Annotated in this window: 16 protein-coding genes, 11 tRNA genes and 1 pseudogene; 4 read left to right on the top strand and 24 right to left on the bottom strand. The window is 50.5% G+C overall.

What is annotated here, in order from left to right:
- Positions 1-6 precede the first annotated feature (6 nt).
- The 8 genes from PPOP_RS01240 to PPOP_RS23750 form a co-directional block, all read right to left on the bottom strand.
- Complete coding sequence (locus PPOP_RS01240) at positions 7-2052, bottom strand: DUF5050 domain-containing protein (protein WP_006284178.1); 2046 nt, start codon at positions 2050-2052, stop codon at positions 7-9.
- On the bottom strand, positions 2033-3268 hold the full coding sequence (locus PPOP_RS01235; protein WP_006284177.1) for an ABC-2 transporter permease: 1236 nt from the start codon (positions 3266-3268) through the stop codon (positions 2033-2035). Before PPOP_RS01235 ends, PPOP_RS01240 begins: the two co-directional genes overlap by 20 nt.
- Complete coding sequence (locus tag PPOP_RS01230; protein WP_006284176.1) at positions 3262-4134, bottom strand: ABC transporter ATP-binding protein; 873 nt, start codon at positions 4132-4134, stop codon at positions 3262-3264. Before PPOP_RS01230 ends, PPOP_RS01235 begins: the two co-directional genes overlap by 7 nt.
- Before the next feature lie 69 nt (positions 4135-4203).
- Positions 4204-5433, bottom strand: coding sequence for a hypothetical protein (locus PPOP_RS01225; protein ID WP_006284175.1), 1230 nt, complete (start codon positions 5431-5433; stop codon positions 4204-4206).
- Between the two features lie 14 nt (positions 5434-5447).
- A complete protein-coding gene (locus PPOP_RS01220; protein ID WP_042226930.1) occupies positions 5448-6515 on the bottom strand; it encodes a hypothetical protein in 1068 nt (355 codons plus the stop codon).
- A 156-nt stretch (positions 6516-6671) separates the two neighbouring features.
- A complete protein-coding gene (locus PPOP_RS01215) occupies positions 6672-7055 on the bottom strand; it encodes a hypothetical protein (RefSeq protein ID WP_148277796.1) in 384 nt (127 codons plus the stop codon).
- A gap of 331 nt (positions 7056-7386) precedes the next feature.
- Entirely contained in the window at positions 7387-8079 is a 693-nt protein-coding gene (locus tag PPOP_RS01210; RefSeq protein ID WP_006284170.1) for a hypothetical protein, read from the bottom strand.
- A complete protein-coding gene (locus PPOP_RS23750) occupies positions 8051-8449 on the bottom strand; it encodes a hypothetical protein (RefSeq protein WP_006284169.1) in 399 nt (132 codons plus the stop codon). Before PPOP_RS23750 ends, PPOP_RS01210 begins: the two co-directional genes overlap by 29 nt.
- Before the next feature lie 666 nt (positions 8450-9115).
- Between PPOP_RS23750 and PPOP_RS01205 the strand changes: the two genes are divergently transcribed.
- On the top strand, positions 9116-9697 hold the full coding sequence (locus PPOP_RS01205) for an RNA polymerase sigma factor (RefSeq protein ID WP_006284166.1): 582 nt from the start codon (positions 9116-9118) through the stop codon (positions 9695-9697).
- 64 nt (positions 9698-9761) lie between these two features.
- Here PPOP_RS01205 and PPOP_RS25675 read toward each other — a convergent pair.
- Positions 9762-10262: pseudogene (locus PPOP_RS25675) on the bottom strand (SDR family oxidoreductase); the annotation flags it as partial.
- 72 nt (positions 10263-10334) lie between these two features.
- On the opposite strand from PPOP_RS25675, the gene PPOP_RS01200 reads away from it, so the two are divergent.
- Both PPOP_RS01200 and PPOP_RS01195 read left to right on the top strand, forming a co-directional pair.
- Positions 10335-10619, top strand: a complete 285-nt coding sequence (locus PPOP_RS01200; RefSeq protein ID WP_006284165.1) for an ArsR/SmtB family transcription factor — start codon at positions 10335-10337, stop codon at positions 10617-10619.
- 3 nt (positions 10620-10622) lie between these two features.
- Entirely contained in the window at positions 10623-13118 is a 2496-nt protein-coding gene (locus PPOP_RS01195) for an FAD-dependent oxidoreductase (protein WP_006284164.1), read from the top strand.
- A 268-nt stretch (positions 13119-13386) separates the two neighbouring features.
- Here PPOP_RS01195 and PPOP_RS01190 read toward each other — a convergent pair whose 3' ends face one another.
- Positions 13387-14319 carry an Rpn family recombination-promoting nuclease/putative transposase gene (locus tag PPOP_RS01190; protein ID WP_006284163.1) on the bottom strand — a complete coding sequence of 311 codons (933 nt, stop codon included), beginning with the start codon at positions 14317-14319 and terminating at the stop codon, positions 13387-13389.
- Positions 14320-14500: 181 nt separating this feature from the next.
- Here PPOP_RS01190 and PPOP_RS01185 point away from each other — a divergent pair, with 181 nt between their 5' ends.
- Complete coding sequence (locus tag PPOP_RS01185) at positions 14501-14788, top strand: transposase (protein ID WP_006284162.1); 288 nt, start codon at positions 14501-14503, stop codon at positions 14786-14788.
- A 192-nt stretch (positions 14789-14980) separates the two neighbouring features.
- Here the strand turns inward: PPOP_RS01185 and PPOP_RS23240 are convergent, their stop codons facing one another.
- The 14 genes from PPOP_RS23240 to PPOP_RS01125 all read right to left on the bottom strand — a co-directional run bounded on the left by PPOP_RS23240 (position 14981) and on the right by PPOP_RS01125 (position 18037).
- The gene (locus tag PPOP_RS23240; protein ID WP_199898927.1) at positions 14981-15133 is read right to left on the bottom strand and encodes a hypothetical protein; all 153 of its coding nucleotides are present in this window, start codon (positions 15131-15133) and stop codon (positions 14981-14983) included.
- Between the two features lie 257 nt (positions 15134-15390).
- A tRNA-Leu gene (locus PPOP_RS01180) sits at positions 15391-15469 on the bottom strand.
- A gap of 14 nt (positions 15470-15483) precedes the next feature.
- A tRNA-Arg gene (locus PPOP_RS01175) sits at positions 15484-15560 on the bottom strand.
- 6 nt (positions 15561-15566) lie between these two features.
- A tRNA-Gly gene (locus PPOP_RS01170) sits at positions 15567-15641 on the bottom strand.
- Between the two features lie 167 nt (positions 15642-15808).
- Positions 15809-15955 (bottom strand): hypothetical protein, encoded by a 147-nt coding sequence (locus PPOP_RS23740; protein WP_234399639.1) that lies wholly within the window; start codon positions 15953-15955, stop codon positions 15809-15811.
- 220 nt (positions 15956-16175) lie between these two features.
- Entirely contained in the window at positions 16176-17186 is a 1011-nt protein-coding gene (locus PPOP_RS01165; RefSeq protein WP_042226946.1) for a phosphotransferase, read from the bottom strand.
- A 128-nt stretch (positions 17187-17314) separates the two neighbouring features.
- Positions 17315-17390 (bottom strand) — tRNA-Lys (locus tag PPOP_RS01160).
- 3 nt (positions 17391-17393) lie between these two features.
- Positions 17394-17468: transfer RNA gene (locus PPOP_RS01155), tRNA-Glu, on the bottom strand.
- A 17-nt stretch (positions 17469-17485) separates the two neighbouring features.
- Positions 17486-17562: transfer RNA gene (locus PPOP_RS01150), tRNA-Asp, on the bottom strand.
- 58 nt (positions 17563-17620) lie between these two features.
- Positions 17621-17694, bottom strand: a tRNA-Met gene (locus PPOP_RS01145).
- A gap of 6 nt (positions 17695-17700) precedes the next feature.
- A tRNA-Val gene (locus tag PPOP_RS01140) sits at positions 17701-17776 on the bottom strand.
- Positions 17777-17787: 11 nt separating this feature from the next.
- A tRNA-Glu gene (locus PPOP_RS01135) sits at positions 17788-17862 on the bottom strand.
- 4 nt (positions 17863-17866) lie between these two features.
- Positions 17867-17958: transfer RNA gene (locus PPOP_RS01130), tRNA-Ser, on the bottom strand.
- A 3-nt stretch (positions 17959-17961) separates the two neighbouring features.
- A tRNA-Asn gene (locus PPOP_RS01125) sits at positions 17962-18037 on the bottom strand.
- Positions 18038-18054: the final 17 nt, after the last annotated feature.

Raw genomic sequence — 18054 nt, 5'->3', positions numbered from 1 at the left:
AATCAGCTAGTCCAAGTGCAGCGACTCAGTTCTCCCCTCCCTGTCAAAACGGTATGTTTTCATGTCCTCCATCTTGACATAGTAAATCGATTCATCATCGCAATGAAAGCTCAGTGCTGGTGTATCCGTTATTTTGCGGATGGCCGATTCGCTCAAGTTCATCGCATAAATTTTTTGCCGATCTTTGCGATTCAAAAAAAGCAGTTCCGTATCGGTCAACACGAAAAACTCCGTGATGATATCGGGAAGGCGCGTTTCCGTCTCCGTCTGCGTGTCGTACTTCACTACCTCGGATTTTCCATTGGTATAATAAATATGGCGACCGTCAAAAGCGACGCTTCGTAACAGCGAGGATCGGATAATCACCTTCATACTTCCTGAGAAGGCATTGACCTTCCTGATCTCGTCCCGGCCAACAAGGTAGATGTTATCCTGATCCAGAAAGAACGAGCTCGCCCATTCAAAAAAAAGCAACTCACTCTTATCTCCGTGCACGAACCGCAAAAAATTGCTCTTTTGCGTGTTTACATTCTTTTCAAACACCATTCGCTCACTGAAGTTCGAAGTATCGACTTCGATAATGGACAGTCTGTCCACGGCCTCTCGAAATTGCGACTTGTCGTAATCATATTTCATATAGTAGACGAGCGAACCGTTGCCATAAATACTATCTGCGATCCGGGTTAACGATTGCAGCGGATTGCGGATCAAATCGCTTGTCTTGCCGGTTTGTTTATCCGCGAACACGATCTTCCTATCCTTTAGATCCGTTTCATCCACATAAAACCGATAGCGCCCATTTTCAAACGCTTGCCGCGAAGACCAATTGTAAATATCAGCGTGCTTCGCATTCTCCTGAGAGGCACAGCCGCCAAGGCCGAAGGCAGCCCAGCACAGGACAGATACGAGACAGAGCGGCCTTATCCAAGGGCGCCACTGCTTGGTACTCCACACATTCATATGTCGGCTCAGGATGACGAGCAACATCCCGATACTAAGGCACAACGTGACAGTGAACAACACAGACCATAACGGGCCGGACACTTCCCGAAACACGACATCCTGCTGATCCGTAAATTGATTGTATTGATATTCATTGCCGCGAAAATAACCGGTGGCCACCATAAACCCGAGCGGCCCCGGCACAACATATTTAGACGATTCCAAGCTGAAACCGTAATAGGGAAGCAGAAGCAGCGCGGTACAGGCGAACAGGGTCAGCGCATATTTCTTGATGCACACCGCCACAAACATAATTAGCAGCGCAAAGCAGAGATAGCCGAATAGGTTGCATGCCGTCACCGCCAGATACGTGCCGAATAACGAAATATTTTGGGTCGACGTTGCGAAGTAGGACAGGCTTTGCAGCGGATAACTCCCGTTTTCCAGACCATATTTGAGATCGAAAAACCAATATCGCAAGCCGGACATCATCAGACAGAGCGCGATAACCGCCACGGACACGAGCGCGATTTTGCAGGCCGCCTGCGTCCTCGTTCCTTTTTGCACGGTCAGGATAAGCGGCTCCATCTTGCTCTCGAACTCGTAACAGAAAACCGGCGTCACAAGCACCAGCAACAGAGCAAGAAATAACAAGTCGAGACGGTCATGTGCTAACAGCCCATTCCAACCGTTCGTAGCCAGAAAATAGCGGTTGTCCGGATGTTCGCGGATATAGGCATATTGGTCATAAATCAGTTTATAGCCGCGTTCATGTTGCACGATCTTCTCCAGCGGAGTGGTTACGGCCTGCAATTGCTGCGCTGACATCTTCCCGTCATACCAATCATCGTACGCTTGGCGCAGTGCGATTTTGGCATCGGATATGTTACTCGCTTCGTGGGCAAAGAACCGCTTTGTGTCCTCCGAGTACGGACCAGCGACTTGATCGAGGTAGAACGAATACGATTCGGCGTTCATCGCGATATCGCGGTTGGAAGGCGTGTCCAAGCCAAGCAGGGACGCGATGCTCAAGGCGAAAAACAAGCCGATATAGAACAGGCCCTTCTGATGGACAAACATCTTTTTCAGCTCATAGATCCATAGCGACACGTTTGATCCCCCCTTGCCTGCAAAATGTGTTCTTCCTGACCGCGATCGCGATGCCTGCGACACATACCGCTCCCCAAGCTGCCGCGCACAGCAGAGCCGTAACGAAGCTAGGCACGGGCAAGCCGCACAGATTGACAAATTCCGTGTTGCGGAATAATTCCCGATTCACGACCAACAGAAACGGGTTGATGATTTTGATCAGAACATGCCCGGAACCCGTGTATGCTTCCTGCATAAAGATGCAGCCAAAGGTAGCGAACAGACTGATCACGTAAGGCAGCAACGCATTTTTAAACAGGCAGGACACGAGTAAAAACGCGAGCCCGAGCACGAACATGCCCGCCGTTTTCACCACGCCGGAGAGCAGCGCATATTGCCCCAGGCTGATGTTCAACGGCGTATTGGCAAAATTTTCAAGAGCGTATAGCGGGGAGGAGTCGCCTTCCCACGAGCCAAACATTACGGAAAAGGCCGCAAAATCAAGCAGCCACAACCAGCCACAGACGAGGCATATATAGAGAGCAGTGGCGATCAGTTTAGCCGCGACCGTTTTCGTTCCGCCCGATTGGGCGGTCAATAACAGGGCGTCCATCTCCGTTTCCTTCTCGGAGACGAACACGTTCACGATCCCGTACAGACAGATCAGAAGCACTAAAAACGCGGAAAAATCATAATGAACATAATATTGATACATTTCCGTATACGAAAAATCCGGGATCGCCCGTCCTGTAAAGCGCTCCGCGATCGCCGCGTTTTTGCGGTATTCGTATTCGTTGCCGACCGCGGTAAAAAAGTCCATATTATCGTTGGCGGCGGTTACGACGTCCTGAGCCATCTTTTGGTACTTATAGGCATACTCCATCGGAAGAACGTAGCACCAACGAAAGAAATAGTAATCGTTATATACATTACCGGTGAACGTATTCGGATTGTCGTTCGTTCTGCTGGCGGTGTGATCAGCGGTCTGGTTCGCAAGCGGCCGATAAATCGACATCAGTTTCTTGATTTTCTCGTCCGTCATCGTTCCCCCGAAGTCCGTGTACATCTGCCAGTAGAGGCCCTTCCACAGCGGATCGGTTGATGCGGAGAGCAGCGAGTTGTCCTCATAGAGGCTGTATATTTTCGCCACATTCAGGATCGAGAAGAGAAGCACCGCCACGAGGATCGACCGTTTCAGAAAATGTTTGCGATATTCAAACAGAATGAGTTTTACCATGGCTCGCCCTCTCCGAAATAGTACAAAAAGACATCCTCCAAATTGGCAGGTACATTGACGGCATGCTCATCCGGTTGTTGATCGGCAATCATCCGCACATGAATCTCGTCGCGTTCCCGCATCATATTGCTGATGGTAAACCGTGTCAGCTTGTCGGCGATCGTCGCATCGCTGGCCGTCACCGACCATACCTTCCCTTCGATGCCCGCCGCGAGCGCGGCCGGTGTATCCTGCTGCAAAAGCTGCCCGTCCTTCAGCAAAATAACTTGGTTGGCGATAAATTCAATATCGGACACGATGTGCGTAGCCAGCAACACAATGCGGTTCTCGGAAAACTTCGTAATCAGATTCCGGAAACGGATTCGTTCTTGCGGGTCAAGCCCGGCTGTCGGTTCATCCAAAATTAATATATCGGGATTGTTGAGCATCGCTTGCGCGATACCGACGCGCTGGCGCATGCCCCCGGAGAGTGCCCCGATTTTTTGGGTGGAGGCGCTGCTTAAATTTACGACCTCCAATAATTCCTGCGCCCGTTGTTCGCCTTCTTCCTTGGGGATATTTTTAAGCACGCACATATACCTTAAAAACTCCATCACTTCAAAATTTTTGTAAAATTGCGGGAACTGCGGCAAATAGCCGATATGGGATAAAAAGTCGACCCCCAAGCTTCTGGCATCGGCATCATTGATCAAAATCTGGCCTTGATCGCTTTGTAATATGCCGACAAAAATATTAATTAGCGTCGTTTTTCCCGCGCCATTTGTGCCGAGAAGCCCATAAATGCCGTGCTCCAGCTCTGAGGTGAAATCTTTCAAGGCGTATTTGCCTTTATATTGCTTGGAAAGGTGTTGAAAGGTGACTTTCACAACGGGTTCCTCCTATAGAAGGGAGACCGCTTGCTTGGCGCTGACCAAGCAAGCGTCCGGCTCTCCACTTTAAAACTGACTGACCACCATTTTCGACTCGATCTCGGCCTGCTTCGATCCTAGCAACACCAGGCAAGTCCTTGACTCATCTACCACCTTGATGATCGGTTCATTGGCCATATACAGCTCCTTGCCTTGACAAGAGATGAACTGCTCCGCCTCTACAGCGCCTGTGTCCGTGTTATAAATCCGAATGTTCCAACCTGTTCCGCTCGGCGCCGGCGCCGCGAAATAGCGTCCAGTGCTCGAACCCGCAATGTTGCCGCTTTCCACCCGTTCGGTTAGCGTATGCAGCTTCGTCTTGCCGCTAGCCGTCTCCATGACGAGCATTCTGCCGCTAGCCGTTGTAAAATCTTCGGCCAACAGCAGGCGCTGATCGTAAGCCGTCAGTTCCCTACAGGTGTAATCGGTAAATGTCCGGTTCGACAGTGCGGAGCCATCCGTGTTGACGATGCCGCACGTATCGAAGGAAGCCTTGCCGGGGATGGCAGGAACATCGAAGCTTTGCGCCTTAAACGCAATCCGCTTGTCCTGATCGGTAAAGCCCATGTGCTCCACCGTAACGAGACCGAACCGACGTGAAGCATCATCCGCTGCCAAATCGATAATTTTTTTCTTTTTTTTCGCTTGCCAATCGTAGAGATACAGTCCGGCAGTGGTGGCATAAGCAACCCGACTTCCATCGCCAGCTACCGCAATCGCCTCGACTGAAAGCATCGTTTCGTCGCCTTCCAGCAAGGAATCGAGCTTGAACGCTTTGCGCGGCCGCAAGTTCGCATCATAGAAGAAGCAATGATACTGCGGCGCTTCCTTCGTCATGAAGAGACCACCGCTACCACCGCTGCCCTGTGTTTCACGGACGGCTGCGTATCCGTTTTTAGTCGCCCAAATCTTTTCCCGCTTGAAGTGGGGGCGCGAAGCTTGCGCTACGATCTTCTTGGTTCCCAGATCGTATAAATAGAGTTGAGCGGCGGCTATAAGCACCTGATTGCCATTCGCGTAATAAATATTGTTGATCTCGCCTGCTATCTGTTCCAAATGCAAGTCGGATACAACGCGCGGCTTCGCCGCCCCCTTGCCCCCGACTGTTTTCTTCACGGCCTTGCTTCCGGTTCGCGCGGAAGGATCATCGGCATGAACCGCCTCATTGGGCTTTGCGTTGCTGGGATGAGACGGGAAGCAGCCTGCGCTTACCAGGACGGTTAAAAATAAGATAACGCTCAACCATTTCTTATTCATGTCAGCCTTTGCTCCTATCCTTTGTATAGTAAGAGAGATAACGTCTTTTGCAATACAAGCACATCAGCGGGGAAATCGGCCGCATTCATTGGAACGGACACCATATAAATCGTACTGAAATCATCCAATTTTCCTAGATCGAGATCGAAGTCGAGCACCGCGACATCGCCCTTGGCCAGCACCGTTTCAATGGGGTTACCTACCTTGCTTGTGACCGCTTGGTGATTGATATAGAACGTGTTCCGGAACCGCACGCCGGGATGGCCGAATATTTTAAAGCGGACGTGGAGGGGGCCGCTGTCCTTGACTTCCACATGATTGCGCTTGAGCTCGCCGTCGATATACAAATCGCTATACACGCGCTGTTCCAATAAGTCCATATCAACGGCCTCCATGCCGCTGTGCGCTTGCAGCAGCTCCTTCGTCACCGGTTCGGTCGATGAGCGCACATCGCTGGCATACGCCAATTGCGGGATGGAGCCAGGAGCAAGCGCATCCGCATCTTTGGTAAAATAGAGCGATCCTCCCGCTTCCAACGTACTGTGGTAGCCGCCGTAGGAACTCGTCGCTTTCATATCCGGGATAAAGCCCGGATTGTATATACTGGTGATGCTGATGCTCAACGTATCTCCCTGCTTGCCGGTGACCGGGGTAAACACAAACGTGAACGCCGTGTCTTTATTATCCTGTTCCAACTCAAATATGTGCATATATTGATAAGGGGCATCGGTCGTGTTTAGTTTATAGGGCTGCGCTATGCCGTCGATAAAGACGAGAAAGCCGACATTTTTGGCTTTGCCCGAAGCGTGTACGGCATAAGGAATGTGTAGCTCGCCGCCATCGTAGCGCAAGGGACGTATGTCCCCGTTCTCATCTCTATCCGGATTGACAAGCCCATGACCGAGATCGCCCAAAATCACGCGCTCCGCTTGACCCGCCTCAAATGGATTCGAATTGGCGTTGCCGGCGGGATTGGCTTGACCCGCGGCCGGCTGTGGATCCGAGCTGCTAGGGGTGCAGCCTGCTGCCAGCCCAACGATAAGCAGACAGATTCCCCATCTAAACAGCCATGATTGCAACATGAGGTTATCCCCTTTCACCTTTCATCCTACTGCGGCTGCCCGCTTCCCATGATAATAAAGAAGCTGTTTATACCAAGCCGACAAAGCCGAAGCTGACTTTACCGGCATTGGTATAAACATGCTTCTAGGCAGCTATGCCCTTCCGCTTACTCCAGCTTACACATGGGTGTAGGTGTATACGGCATAAGCGTTATATTTGCTTCCCCCCTGCACGCCATGCCCTCCATAAATCGCATACGCTTTAGCAGGCAAACCGTTCCAGGAACCCGCTAAAGAAGTCGCTCCTCTAGAACTTCGAATTTCCTGCTGCGCGACAAGGGTATTGCCGTGATAGTCTTGAATCGACCCGTTGACCGACAGGTATGCATTGTCACGATTTTGAGAGACCGTTGTCGTATAGGATGTACCCGCTAAGGAACCGTACAGCGTTCCATAGCCTGGCGCCGACTTGGAACTACTGTTTGCAAATACCAATGTGGACACAGAGATGCAAGCCACCATCGCAACCAATCCAGCCATCGTTTTTTTACCCAATTTCATAGAAATCCCTCCCACTTTGTTTTGAAAAACATGTTCCTAGACCTTGACTGCTTTGCTTCCTGCCGCACTTTACATTCGCATCATACGTTTTTTGGGAACACACCTCCTGCCCGTTAAATGATAGATGGCAAGCCCTGTTGAGATTCTCTCTCATATAGTAGACGGATCGAACTGCCAAAATATGACGAAAATAATTTTTTATTTCATAAATGCAGTCACATATAGTAACAATAATACAGATGTTGTGGATGAATCCCCCTCTTTAGCATACATTTAGTTTAGTAGTGAGCCGGTAATATGCCCCACACAACCATGTCACCCTTTTCTCCTATCATTTATATAGTAAAAGGGACAACGTCTTTTCCAACATCACCGCAGTATCGGGAAAATCGGCCTCATTCACGGGTACGGACACCACATAAATCGTACTGAAATCGTCCAATTTTCCCAACTCGAGATCGATGTCGATAACCGCGACATCGCCCTTGGCCAGCACCGTCTCAAAAGAATTCCCTGCCTTGCTTGTAACCGCTTGGTGATTGATATAGAACGTGTTGCGGTACCGCACTCCGGGAGGGCCGAAGATGGTAAAGCGGACGTGAAGGGTGCCGCTGTCCTTGACCTTCACATGATCGCGCTTGACCTCGCCGTCAATATACAAATCGCTAAACATGTGCTGCTCCAATGTGTCCATGTCTACAGCCCTCATGCCGCTATGCGCTTCCAACAGCTCCTTCGTCACCGGTTCAGTCGATAAGCGCACATCGCTTGCATACGCGAATGGCGGGATGGAGGCACGATCAAGCGCATCCGCATCTTTCGTAAAATAAAGCGTTCCTCCCGCTTCCAACGTACTGTGGTAGCCGCCGTAGGAACTTGTCTCTTTCATGTCCGGGATAAAGCCTGGATTGTATATGCTGGTGATGGTGATGCTCAACGTATCTCCCTGCTTGCCGGTGACCGGGGTAAACACGAACGCGAATTGCGTGTCTTTATTATCCTGCTCCAACTCCAACATGTGCATAGGCGTAACTCGTATCGGTCGTGTTCATTTTATAGGGCTGCGGTATTCCGTCGATAAAGACGAGAAAGCCGACATTTTTGGCTTTTCCCGAAGCGTTCACAGCATAAGGAATGGTTAGCTCACCGCCATTGTAGCGCAAGGGACGCATGTCCCCGTTTTCATCTCTATCCGGATTGACTAACCCATGACCGAGATCACCCAAAATCACGCGCTCCTCTTTCCCCGCTTCAAATGGATTCGGATTTGCGTTGCCGGAGGCATTGGATTGACCCGCTGCCGGCGTTGGAGACGAGCTCGTATGGGCGCAGCCTGCTGCCAGCATGACGATAAGCAGACAGAATCCCCATCTAATCAGCCATGGTTGGAACATAATGTTATCCCCTTTCCACCCTTTCATCCAACTGCGGCTGCCCGCTTCCCGAGATAAAAAAGAAGATGTTTATACCAAGCCAACAAAGCCAAAGCTTGACTTGATCGGCATTGGTATTAACATGCTTCTACGCAGCCATGCCCTTCCGCTTACGCCAGCTTACACGTGGGTGTAGGTGTATACAGCCGCAGCGCCATATTTGCTTCCCCCCTGCACGCCATGCGCCCCAAAAATAGCATAAGCTTTGGCAGGCAAATCACTCCAGGAACCCGATAAATAAGTCTCTCCTCTAGAACTGCGAATATTCTGCAATCAATCCAGCCATCGTTTTTTTACAACGTTTCATAGAAATCCCTCCCAACTTTGTTTTTGAACCATTTCCTTAACCTTGACTTCCTAACTTCCCACCGCACTTTACATTGCAACATACTGTAGTAGGCGAACACACCTCCTGCCGGTAGATGATAGATGGCAAGCCCTGCTGAAGATTATTTCTTATATAATAGACGGAGTGAACTACCAAAATATGACGAAATATTTTTTTATTTTCATAAAGCAGCAATTATTATACATATTTTTATGGATAAACCTCCTTTTTTAGGATATAATCGTATATACTAAAAGGGCGAGCCGGCAACTTGTGCTTGCCCTTGTCGTGGAGGGAGAATGATGGAACCGTGGTTGTCTTTGTTGCACAGCAATTTCCAACACCTGGAGCGCTCATCCCAAAAATTAACTTACCAATCCTACCGCAAATTCATCTACAACGACATTTACTACTTACTCCAAAATCATGATCTGACGGAAGACGTTATCCAGGAGTCCTTCCTGAAGGTGATTGCCTCATCGCCAACATCGAAAAATGCGGAAAAGATAAAGGCTTGGCTCAAAAAAATCGCGCGCAATACCGCCTACGATTACGTAAGGAAAAATAAAAAATATCAGTTTCTAACCCATCTGGAGAGCATGGATGAAGAGGAACTATTCGCTGCGGCAGCCGAAACGGCCGTAGCCGAGCAAGTGGAGGAGCAAATACGAGATGAGATGCTCCATGAAGCGCTTGAGCAGCTCAATGCGAGATATCGCAATGTACTGTTTCGGTACTATGTGGAAGATAAGTCCCATCGCGAGCTGGCCCGGGAGTTCGGGATCAGCGAGCAAGCTTCCGCGCAATTATTGGGTAGAGCGCGAAAAAAGTTGCGTCACCATTTTTTCAAAAAATGGACTGATCATGAGGAAAGAGAATGAAGACTTCTAAAAAACACCCCAAACGAGAAACGATTCAGGGCAGCGCGATCACGAGCATTTTATTTTAGAGCTCTTGCATGGTAGGCCGAATAATCATTTCATTAATGGCTACATCAGCCGGCTGTTCGATGGCAAAAGCAATGGCATGAGCAATACTCTCGGCGCTGATCGCAACTTTATAGCACTCATCAATTTGCACTTTTAGTGCCGTACCCGATAGGTGTCCGGCAATTCACTGGCAACGGCTCCCGGCGAGATGATGGTAGAGCGAATATTGTTTACGCCCTCTTCTTTGCGAAGCCCCTCCGAAATCGCGCGATTTGCGTTCCCTCATGGACGGAAGAACGGCAGCAATGCCGTAAAGTACACCTGTGATGTTAACATCCACCATCGTATCCCACTCATTGATTTTTTTCTCAAAGAGTGGGGACAGCGGCATTAAGCCCGCATTGTTGATCATGACGTCACGAAGTTACATCGGTAAAACTTTGTAGATCGCTTTTCCGCCATTTTTTTCGATTTCTTGCTCTTTTCTTTGGTCGCTTGCCACGCTTGCCAACAGCAAAGAGCGATGTTATACTCACTATATCGTATTATTGTAATATATAGATATAAAGAACGAGGTGGAATAGCGACCATGGACAATCAGTTCAAGGTATACACCCATACGGCTGAACTCCTGAAGGCTTTGGCCCATCCTGTCCGTTTATGCATCATCAAAGGCCTGATCGACAAAGGAAGCTGCAATGTCTCCTACATGCAGGAATGCCTGGAGCTTCCCCAGTCCACCGTGTCTCAGCATCTTCAGAAGCTGAAAGCGCTCGGGATTGTGCAGACTGAACGAAACGGCCTGGAAATGATCTACTCCGTGAAGGATGCGCGCGTAAAGCAAATGATTCGGTTATTTTTAGAGGAGGAATGATTGATGAGCAAAAAAGTGTTGATTGTCGGCGGAGTTGCGGGAGGCGCTTCCGCGGCGGCCCGTCTGCGCAGATTGGATGAAGAAGCGCATATCGTTATGTTTGAACGGGATGCTTACCTTTCATTTGCCAACTGCGGTCTTCCCTATTATATCGGCGGTTCCATTCAGGAGCGCTCCAAGCTGTTAGTTCAAACGCCGGAAGCGATGCGCACACGGTTTAATCTCGACGTCCGTATTGACAGCGAGGTCGTGTCCATCGACCCGGCAAACCGCAAGGTTTTCGTAATGAGCAAGGAACGCGGCGCTTACGAGGAAAGCTATGACGCGCTGATTTTGTCTCCGGGAGCGAAGCCGATTCGCCCCGACCTTCCCGGGATCAACAGCTCCAAAATCCACACGTTGCGCAACATTCCCGATACGGACAAAATCAAAGCCAAGGTAACGGATGAAGGAACCCGTTCGGCAGTGGTGATCGGCGGCGGTTTTATCGGGGTAGAAATGGCGGAGAACCTGAAGGAAGCCGGCTTGGAAGTGACTCTGGTTGAAGCCGGGCCGCAGATTTTGGCTCCTTTTGACGTGGAAATGGCAGGGGTGCTGGCCAAGGAGCTGGAGGATCAAGGAATTCAGCTTGTTTTTGCGGACAGGGTGCAACGCTTTACAGAAGTCGGAGAGGGGATTCACGTACATCTTGCGAGTGGAACCGTGCTTCGCAGCGAAATGGTGCTCTTGGCCATCGGCGTTACCCCTGACACCGCTTTTCTGCAAGGCAGCGGCCTGTCCTTAGGGCCACGGGGGCATATTGTCGTTAATGAGAAAATGGAAACCAACCTGGACAACGTATACGCCGTCGGCGATGCCGTAGAGATTGTGGATTACGTGAATGGCCAAAAAGGAGCCGTTCCTCTAGCGGGCCCGGCCAATAAGCAGGGGCGCATTGCGGCGGATAATGTCTGTGGACTCGGCACCGTTTATAAAGGCACCCAAGGCACGTCCATTATCAAGGTGTTTGGGCTTACCGGCGCATCCACGGGAAACAATGAGAAAACATTGCGGCGCCTGGGCATCCCCTATCGTGCGGTGTATGTGCATCCCAGCTCCCACGCTTCCTATTATCCCAGCGCGACACCGATCTCGCTGAAGCTTCTCTTTGATGAAGAAGGGATGGTTCTGGGTGCGCAGGCTGTAGGCTATGAAGGCGTGGATAAACGGATCGACGATATTGCCGCAGTCATCCGGTTCAAGGGAACGGTCGCCGATCTTACGGAGCTTGAGCTTGCCTATGCCCCTCCCTATTCCTCGGCCAAGGATCCCGTCAATATGGTCGGATATACGGCAGAGAACGTCGTCAACGGCTTGACCGAGGTGTTCGTCCCGGAAGACCTTGAACAACGGGATACCGAATCCGTCGTTCTGGTCGATGTGCGGACGCCGATGGAACACGCCAACGGCCATATCGAAGGGTCCGTCAATCTTCCCGTCGATGAGCTTCGCGATCGTCTGCATGAACTGGACCCCGGCAAAGAGGTCTGGGTATACTGTCAGGTTGGCTTACGGGGGTACACGGCGTCGCGGATATTAAGGCAGAAAGGCTACCGTGTCAAAAATATGACGGGAGGCTACAAGACGTATCAAATGAGCCGTTATACGCCTAACGTCTGGAAACCGGAATCCGGCGGCGCGTGGCGGGAAATCGCGGCAGGCGCGGCGACGGCCGAGCCGAAGCCTCAGCTGCCGGAGTCCGGCCCGGCCTTGAATGCCGACGCGGCGCTTGATGCTGGCGGCCTCGGCTGTCCGGGGCCGCTGATCCAGGTGAAGCAGAGCATGGATCGGTTGCGGGAAGGACAATTGTTAAAGGTTACCGCCTCCGACCCTGGCTTCTATGAAGATATAAAAGCGTGGGCGCAGATGTCCCGCAACCGGCTGGAGCGGCTGACGAAGCTTCCCGACGGGATGATAGAAGCGTATCTTCGCAAAGGCGTTTCAGAGACCGAGCCGACAGCTGAAACGCCGCATGCGGTCGGAAGCGGCCGCGACGCCAGCACGATGGTCGTGTTCAGCGGGGAACTCGACAAGGCGATCGCTTCTTTCATCATCGCCAACGGCGCGGCTGCCAGCGGGAAGAAGGTGACTATGTTCTTTACCTTCTGGGGCCTTACTATTATTCGCAAACATCAGAAGGTTCCTATCAACAAGAACCTGGTCGGCAGGATGTTCGGTGCGATATTGCCGCGGGGCAGCCGGAAACTGGCTTTGTCCAAAATGAATATGTTAGGCCTAGGCCCCCAAATGATTCGTTCCCTTATGAGAACTAACAACGTCTCTTCACTGGAGGAACTGATACGTACGGCGATTGATCAGGGCGTCGAAATCGTCGCCTGTCAAATGTCGATGGACTTGATGGGCATCAGCCGCGAAGAGCTGATCGATGGAGTCGGTATCGGCGGTGTCGGTTACTATCTAGGACAAACGGATCAATCTGCCCATAATCTGTTTATTTAATCCAGGGGGATAAGGCAGACTCCGGATCTGCGCAACCATCCTGCTTTATTCTTCTGGTACGGGAGATGTAGATGGCATTGTTCATAAGAAAATAACGTCGTAACTTAGAAGCGTGCTATGCTCCCCATAGCGTAGGAAGGTTACATCATATAACCTGCTACTGTGAGGGGAGCTTTTTTATCCTAAAATACAATATCGTCCAAGATTTTTTCCAGTCCCATGAACGCCGCGTCTCCTCTTACGTTCGGATATGGAGATTGCGTACCTCTTAATACACTTGCTCACGCAGTTCTTCAATTTTCTTGGGGGAAAATCCCGTCGCTTGGGCGATCGAAGTACTATCCATTCCCATTACAATTAGTTGTCTGGCTACTGCTTCTTTACCTTTTACCTCACCCTTGCGTTCAATATCGTCCAAGATTTTTTCCAGTCCCATGAACGCTGCATCTCCTTTCACATTTTGAATAAATTGCTGCAAGCTAGGCTCATTCTCCGGTAGCTTCTGCAACAGAATATTCGCCATCCAAGCAACAAATTTCTGTTGACTGTCCTCCGGCATTTGCTGAATGGTATGCACCAGCTTTCCAAGACGCTTCAGCAGTTCCTCCTGATCCTCAGTTTGATCAAGCAAAAAGACAGAACCAATGGTATTGGATAATGACAGTAATTCTTCTTCTGTATATCGTGCTACATCGATTAGTAAATATTCAAAATTCAACAGTTCCGAACCAAACATGTCCTCGTTGGCAAGCAACTCACGCAACTGGCGGCTGGCCGTCCACTTCTGCTTTCCATTATACAATACAATTGGGATAATAGGCGGCAGTTGAAATGACTTCCGGTTAGATGACGCATCTTGCTCGTTTTGCAGCAAATACCGCCAGATCTCGACCTGATAAAGCAGCAGGCGATATGGCATTCGGAAATCAACGCTGGACTGCATCTCCAGCAGCAAATAAAACACAACATCCTGACCGTTCAAGTTGACCCGATAGACCAAGTCAGCCTCTTTGCGTTTGAAGTCCTGTAGTACAAAGGAGTGAGGAATCTCCTGTATCTGCTCTTCATCCAATGCTTGCACCCAACCCTTGTCGATAAAGGAGCGAAGCAGTTCTACAAACAATTTTTTACTGGAGAACAGGAAACGATACGAAGTGTCGTGACGATGGTGTACCGTTTCTGAATGCAGATCGGAGTCCATTTGTGCAGCTCCTTTCAAATGACCTACCTTTATTATACTTGTTTTCCACTGCTCCAACAATGATCGAAGGGACGCTCTTGCATAACCAAACAAGCTAATCATGTAAACCTGCTTGCTTTTGCACAATAGTAGACACAGATTACACTGATGAAATCAAGCGAAATCGGAGGACTGTGTCGAAATGAAAAAGCCCCTGTATGATGAGACGTACAAAAGAAAGACAGTTCAGTACGTCAAGGAAAGCGGAAAGGCGGTGGCGGAAGTCGCCCGCGAACTGAAGATCAAGGACAATACGCTATACGGCTGGATGAAGAAGTATGGCGGTGAGCCGGAGATCATTGCGGCGCAAGTGTTTAAGTCCGAAGATCACCCGCAAGCTCCTCAACAAGGAGTGACGATCTCCGAGCGAACGGTAACGCGGATCATGAGGAAACATCAATGGCGGTCCAGGACGGTCAAAAAAGTATAAAGCCACCACGAATGCTAAACATAGCCTCCAAGGAACCGATGCTACAGGCGCCTAAAGCAAGCATACGGACGCCAATAGCCCGGTAAAGCGGTTCTACACCATTCTGATCGCGGCAGCCCGTATGCGTTCGGACGATCAAACGAAGCTGTGACAATACGGCATGACGGGCAGCATAATCCGTAAGGGCAATGGCTACGATAATGCCTGTATCGAGTCGTTTACGCTATTAGCTATGTCATCCGGGTAAAGGATTTGAATTCGAATGGTATTCATCGTCTGGCCGCTTGCTTCATAAGCTGCGACGCGCGCGATCCATTCTTGTCGGCGTTGTTCTTGTTTCGTCACGAGGCAACCTTCTGTGATTTGGAATTGCTCTCATCTTCTCATGATTCCCGGGGTCTGTTGAAGGTGTGCCAGGTTTGACGCGGTATACTCGTTCATTATCATTGAATCATATGTCGGACAATTAAGATGGCAATAAGCCCTCCTTTGTCCGAGGCCGATTCATCTCACGACTGAAGTCACGAGTGTTCTCGACTGGGTAAAAAACAGGGTCATAAAACTACTCGAAAGCAATTTTACAACCCTGTTTTTTCAGGTACTGCCGGTGAGAGGACTCGAACCTCCACGGTTTCCCTCACGATTTTGAGTCGCGCGCGTCTGCCATTCCGCCACACCGGCATATGAAGTTAATCTGGCGCGCCCTGAGAGATTCGAACTCCCGACCTTTTGATTCGTAGTCAAACGCTCTATCCGGCTGAGCTAAGGGCGCATCATCTGGAGCGGACAACGGGATTCGAACCCACGACCCTCGCCTTGGCAAGGCGATACTCTACCACTGAGCTATGTCCGCTGAGCTATGTCCGCGCATCGGCTGACCAGCCTGTCCATCGTCCTTCCATCGCTTGCGCTTGCCGTCAGAGCAGGCTTCAAGAAGAACAATTATAAATAATATAGCAGACCGGATATCGAAAATCAATTCTTTTTTGAGGGAAAACGATGTTTTTTTCTTAGTTCTCCCTACTTCAATATGCGGTCCACGATGAGTGGCCATTGATCCTCGGAGCCGTCCATCACTTTGAAGACGATCCCCATGCGCTCTTTCCGCAGGCCGAAGCGGTAGATTCCTTGGCGACGATGTTGTCGTCCTGCAGAAGCGTCGGACAAATGAGTTGCGTCCCGGATCCGTAGGACGAGTATCGGTTCACTAACGTCTTCAAGCGGATAACAGCCGCTCGGACTGCCTCATCCGGTATTCAGATTCGGACAAGCAAACCGCAAGTACGTATACGGAACCAGGCCGTCATCATACCGGGTGGGCAAAGGCTACCAAAAGCTTGATCGCTATTCATAACGATGATCGGGCCAGCCTGTACTTGCAATCAAGCTACGACCGGCCGGATTGGCCTCCCCATTCGTCCAACCATTGAATGGCGGCAAGGCGTTCCGCCCATGTATTCTGCAGCAGCCGGGATAGACGCGAACCTTGGCCGGTTACCGCGCTTCGGGCGGCCGCCCATGCTTCCACCGGCAAACGGAACAACGAGCCGATTAATATCCGTTCCGCTTCCGCCAGCGGATGCACCAGCTCATACCCCTGTAATAGCGCTCCCATCAACAGCGGATTGAAATTGGTGGTGTTCAGAAGCGTCTTTGCGATTTCGTAGTAGGTCGAGTCCATTCTGACCTGATCCCAGTCAATCAAATACAAGCCGTTCGAGTGCATAATGACGTTCGGGCAAGTGACATCCCCGTGGATTAGTGCTGGGAAGCGGATTTCATCCTGGAGCACCTGCTGTGTCTCCGGCCTCTGGATAGACATCCACGCCTCCTCAGCCAAGCGAATGCACTGATCGCCATGCTCCCTGAACCACGCCGTAGTGCCCTTCCGCTTACGCATCATCGATAATCGGCGGCGGAATATTCGGTCCTGATCTTGAAAAAATGCAATCTGACGGGAAGTGTATGGAGACATGGGAGGAAGATCTTCTTGGCATATCGTATGAAGCGTGCCCAGGGCCCGACCGAGTTGCTCATAGTGTTCTTCATGCTGGAGATTGCCGCCTTCTACCCATTCTATCATATAGTAGGGCCGGCCAGATTGATATACCCAATAACGGCCGGATGTGTTGACAAGCCAATGGGGCAGGTGGGGATAATTCTTTGCCTGTAGCTTATGAATATAAGCCGTAATGCGAACAATTTGCTGCTTCGTTGTCAACGTCGTCCTGATTCTTCTCCGGTAAAATGGCTTGATGACATATACGCCTTTATCCGTAAGCGCCCGAAATGCCGCATTGCGTCGATACAGCGAATGGCAGGGCTGAATGTGACGCAAGTGCAGTCCGTATCGCCGAACAAACGGTCTAAGCCGTGCTGTACTTATTCGCCTTGCCAAACCGTCATCCTCCATTCTTTCCCCTGCGTATTGCTATAATGTATTCGCGGAATGGTTCAAGGTTACTCCTTAACCGGAGAAAAAGAAAAAAAAGCTTGCGCATCTGCGCAAGCTTTTTGAATACATACTGGTGAGCCATGAAGGACTCGAACCTTCGACACCCTGATTAAAAGTCAGGTGCTCTACCAACTGAGCTAATGGCTCGCATGGTGACCCGTACGGGATTCGAACCCGTGTTACCGCCGTGAAAGGGCGGTGTCTTAACCGCTTGACCAACGGGCCCCAGCATTACATAATCGTGGCGGAGCTGACGGGATTCGAACCCGCGTTCTCCTGCGTGACAGGCAGGCATGTTAGGCCTCTACACCACAGCTCCATAGTTGTTATTCTTTTTCTGCATCGATGCGAAATAACAGCTCTCGATGAAACTAATATTGCGGGGACAGGATTTGAACCTGTGACCTTCGGGTTATGAGCCCGACGAGCTACCGAACTGCTCCACCCCGCGACAATATGGTGGACACTAACGGGTTCGAACCGCTGACCCCCACCCTGTCAAGATGGTGCTCTCCCAACTGAGCTAAGTGTCCATATGAATGTATGGTGACCCGTACGGGATTCGAACCCGTGTTACCGCCGTGAAAGGGCGGTGTCTTAACCGCTTGACCAACGGGCCACGCTGGCGGAGAGAGAGGGATTTGAACCCTCGAGACGCTTGTGACGCCTACACGATTTCCAATCGTGCTCCTTCGGCCAGCTCGGACACCTCTCCGTATGGCTCCCCGAACAGGACTCGAACCTGTGACAACTCGGTTAACAGCCGAGTGCTCTACCAACTGAGCTATCAGGGAACAGTAAGGAACAGTTC

This window comes from Paenibacillus popilliae ATCC 14706, from assembly GCF_000315235.1.
GTDB lineage: Bacteria > Bacillota > Bacilli > Paenibacillales > Paenibacillaceae > Paenibacillus_B > Paenibacillus_B popilliae.
The sequence above is the reverse complement of the archived record's forward strand: the minus strand, read 5'-3'. Positions and strand labels throughout refer to the sequence as shown.

Bases quoted from the DNA above. Each gene is read 5' to 3' on its own strand.
- PPOP_RS01235 (WP_006284177.1), bottom strand. From the start codon at position 3,268: ATGGTAAAACTCATTCTGTTTGAATATCGCAAACATTTTCTGAAACGG.
- PPOP_RS01225 (WP_006284175.1), bottom strand. From the start codon at position 5,433: ATGAATAAGAAATGGTTGAGCGTTATCTTATTTTTAACCGTCCTGGTA.
- PPOP_RS01220 (WP_042226930.1), bottom strand. From the start codon at position 6,515: ATGTTGCAATCATGGCTGTTTAGATGGGGAATCTGTCTGCTTATCGTT.
- PPOP_RS01215 (WP_148277796.1), bottom strand. From the start codon at position 7,055: ATGAAATTGGGTAAAAAAACGATGGCTGGATTGGTTGCGATGGTGGCT.
- PPOP_RS01210 (WP_006284170.1), bottom strand. From the start codon at position 8,079: ATGCACATGTTGGAGTTGGAGCAGGATAATAAAGACACGCAATTCGCG.
- PPOP_RS23750 (WP_006284169.1), bottom strand. From the start codon at position 8,449: ATGTTCCAACCATGGCTGATTAGATGGGGATTCTGTCTGCTTATCGTC.
- PPOP_RS01205 (WP_006284166.1), top strand. From the start codon at position 9,116: ATGATGGAACCGTGGTTGTCTTTGTTGCACAGCAATTTCCAACACCTG.
- PPOP_RS01200 (WP_006284165.1), top strand. From the start codon at position 10,335: ATGGACAATCAGTTCAAGGTATACACCCATACGGCTGAACTCCTGAAG.
- PPOP_RS01195 (WP_006284164.1), top strand. From the start codon at position 10,623: ATGAGCAAAAAAGTGTTGATTGTCGGCGGAGTTGCGGGAGGCGCTTCC.
- PPOP_RS01190 (WP_006284163.1), bottom strand. From the start codon at position 14,319: ATGGACTCCGATCTGCATTCAGAAACGGTACACCATCGTCACGACACT.
- PPOP_RS01185 (WP_006284162.1), top strand. From the start codon at position 14,501: ATGAAAAAGCCCCTGTATGATGAGACGTACAAAAGAAAGACAGTTCAG.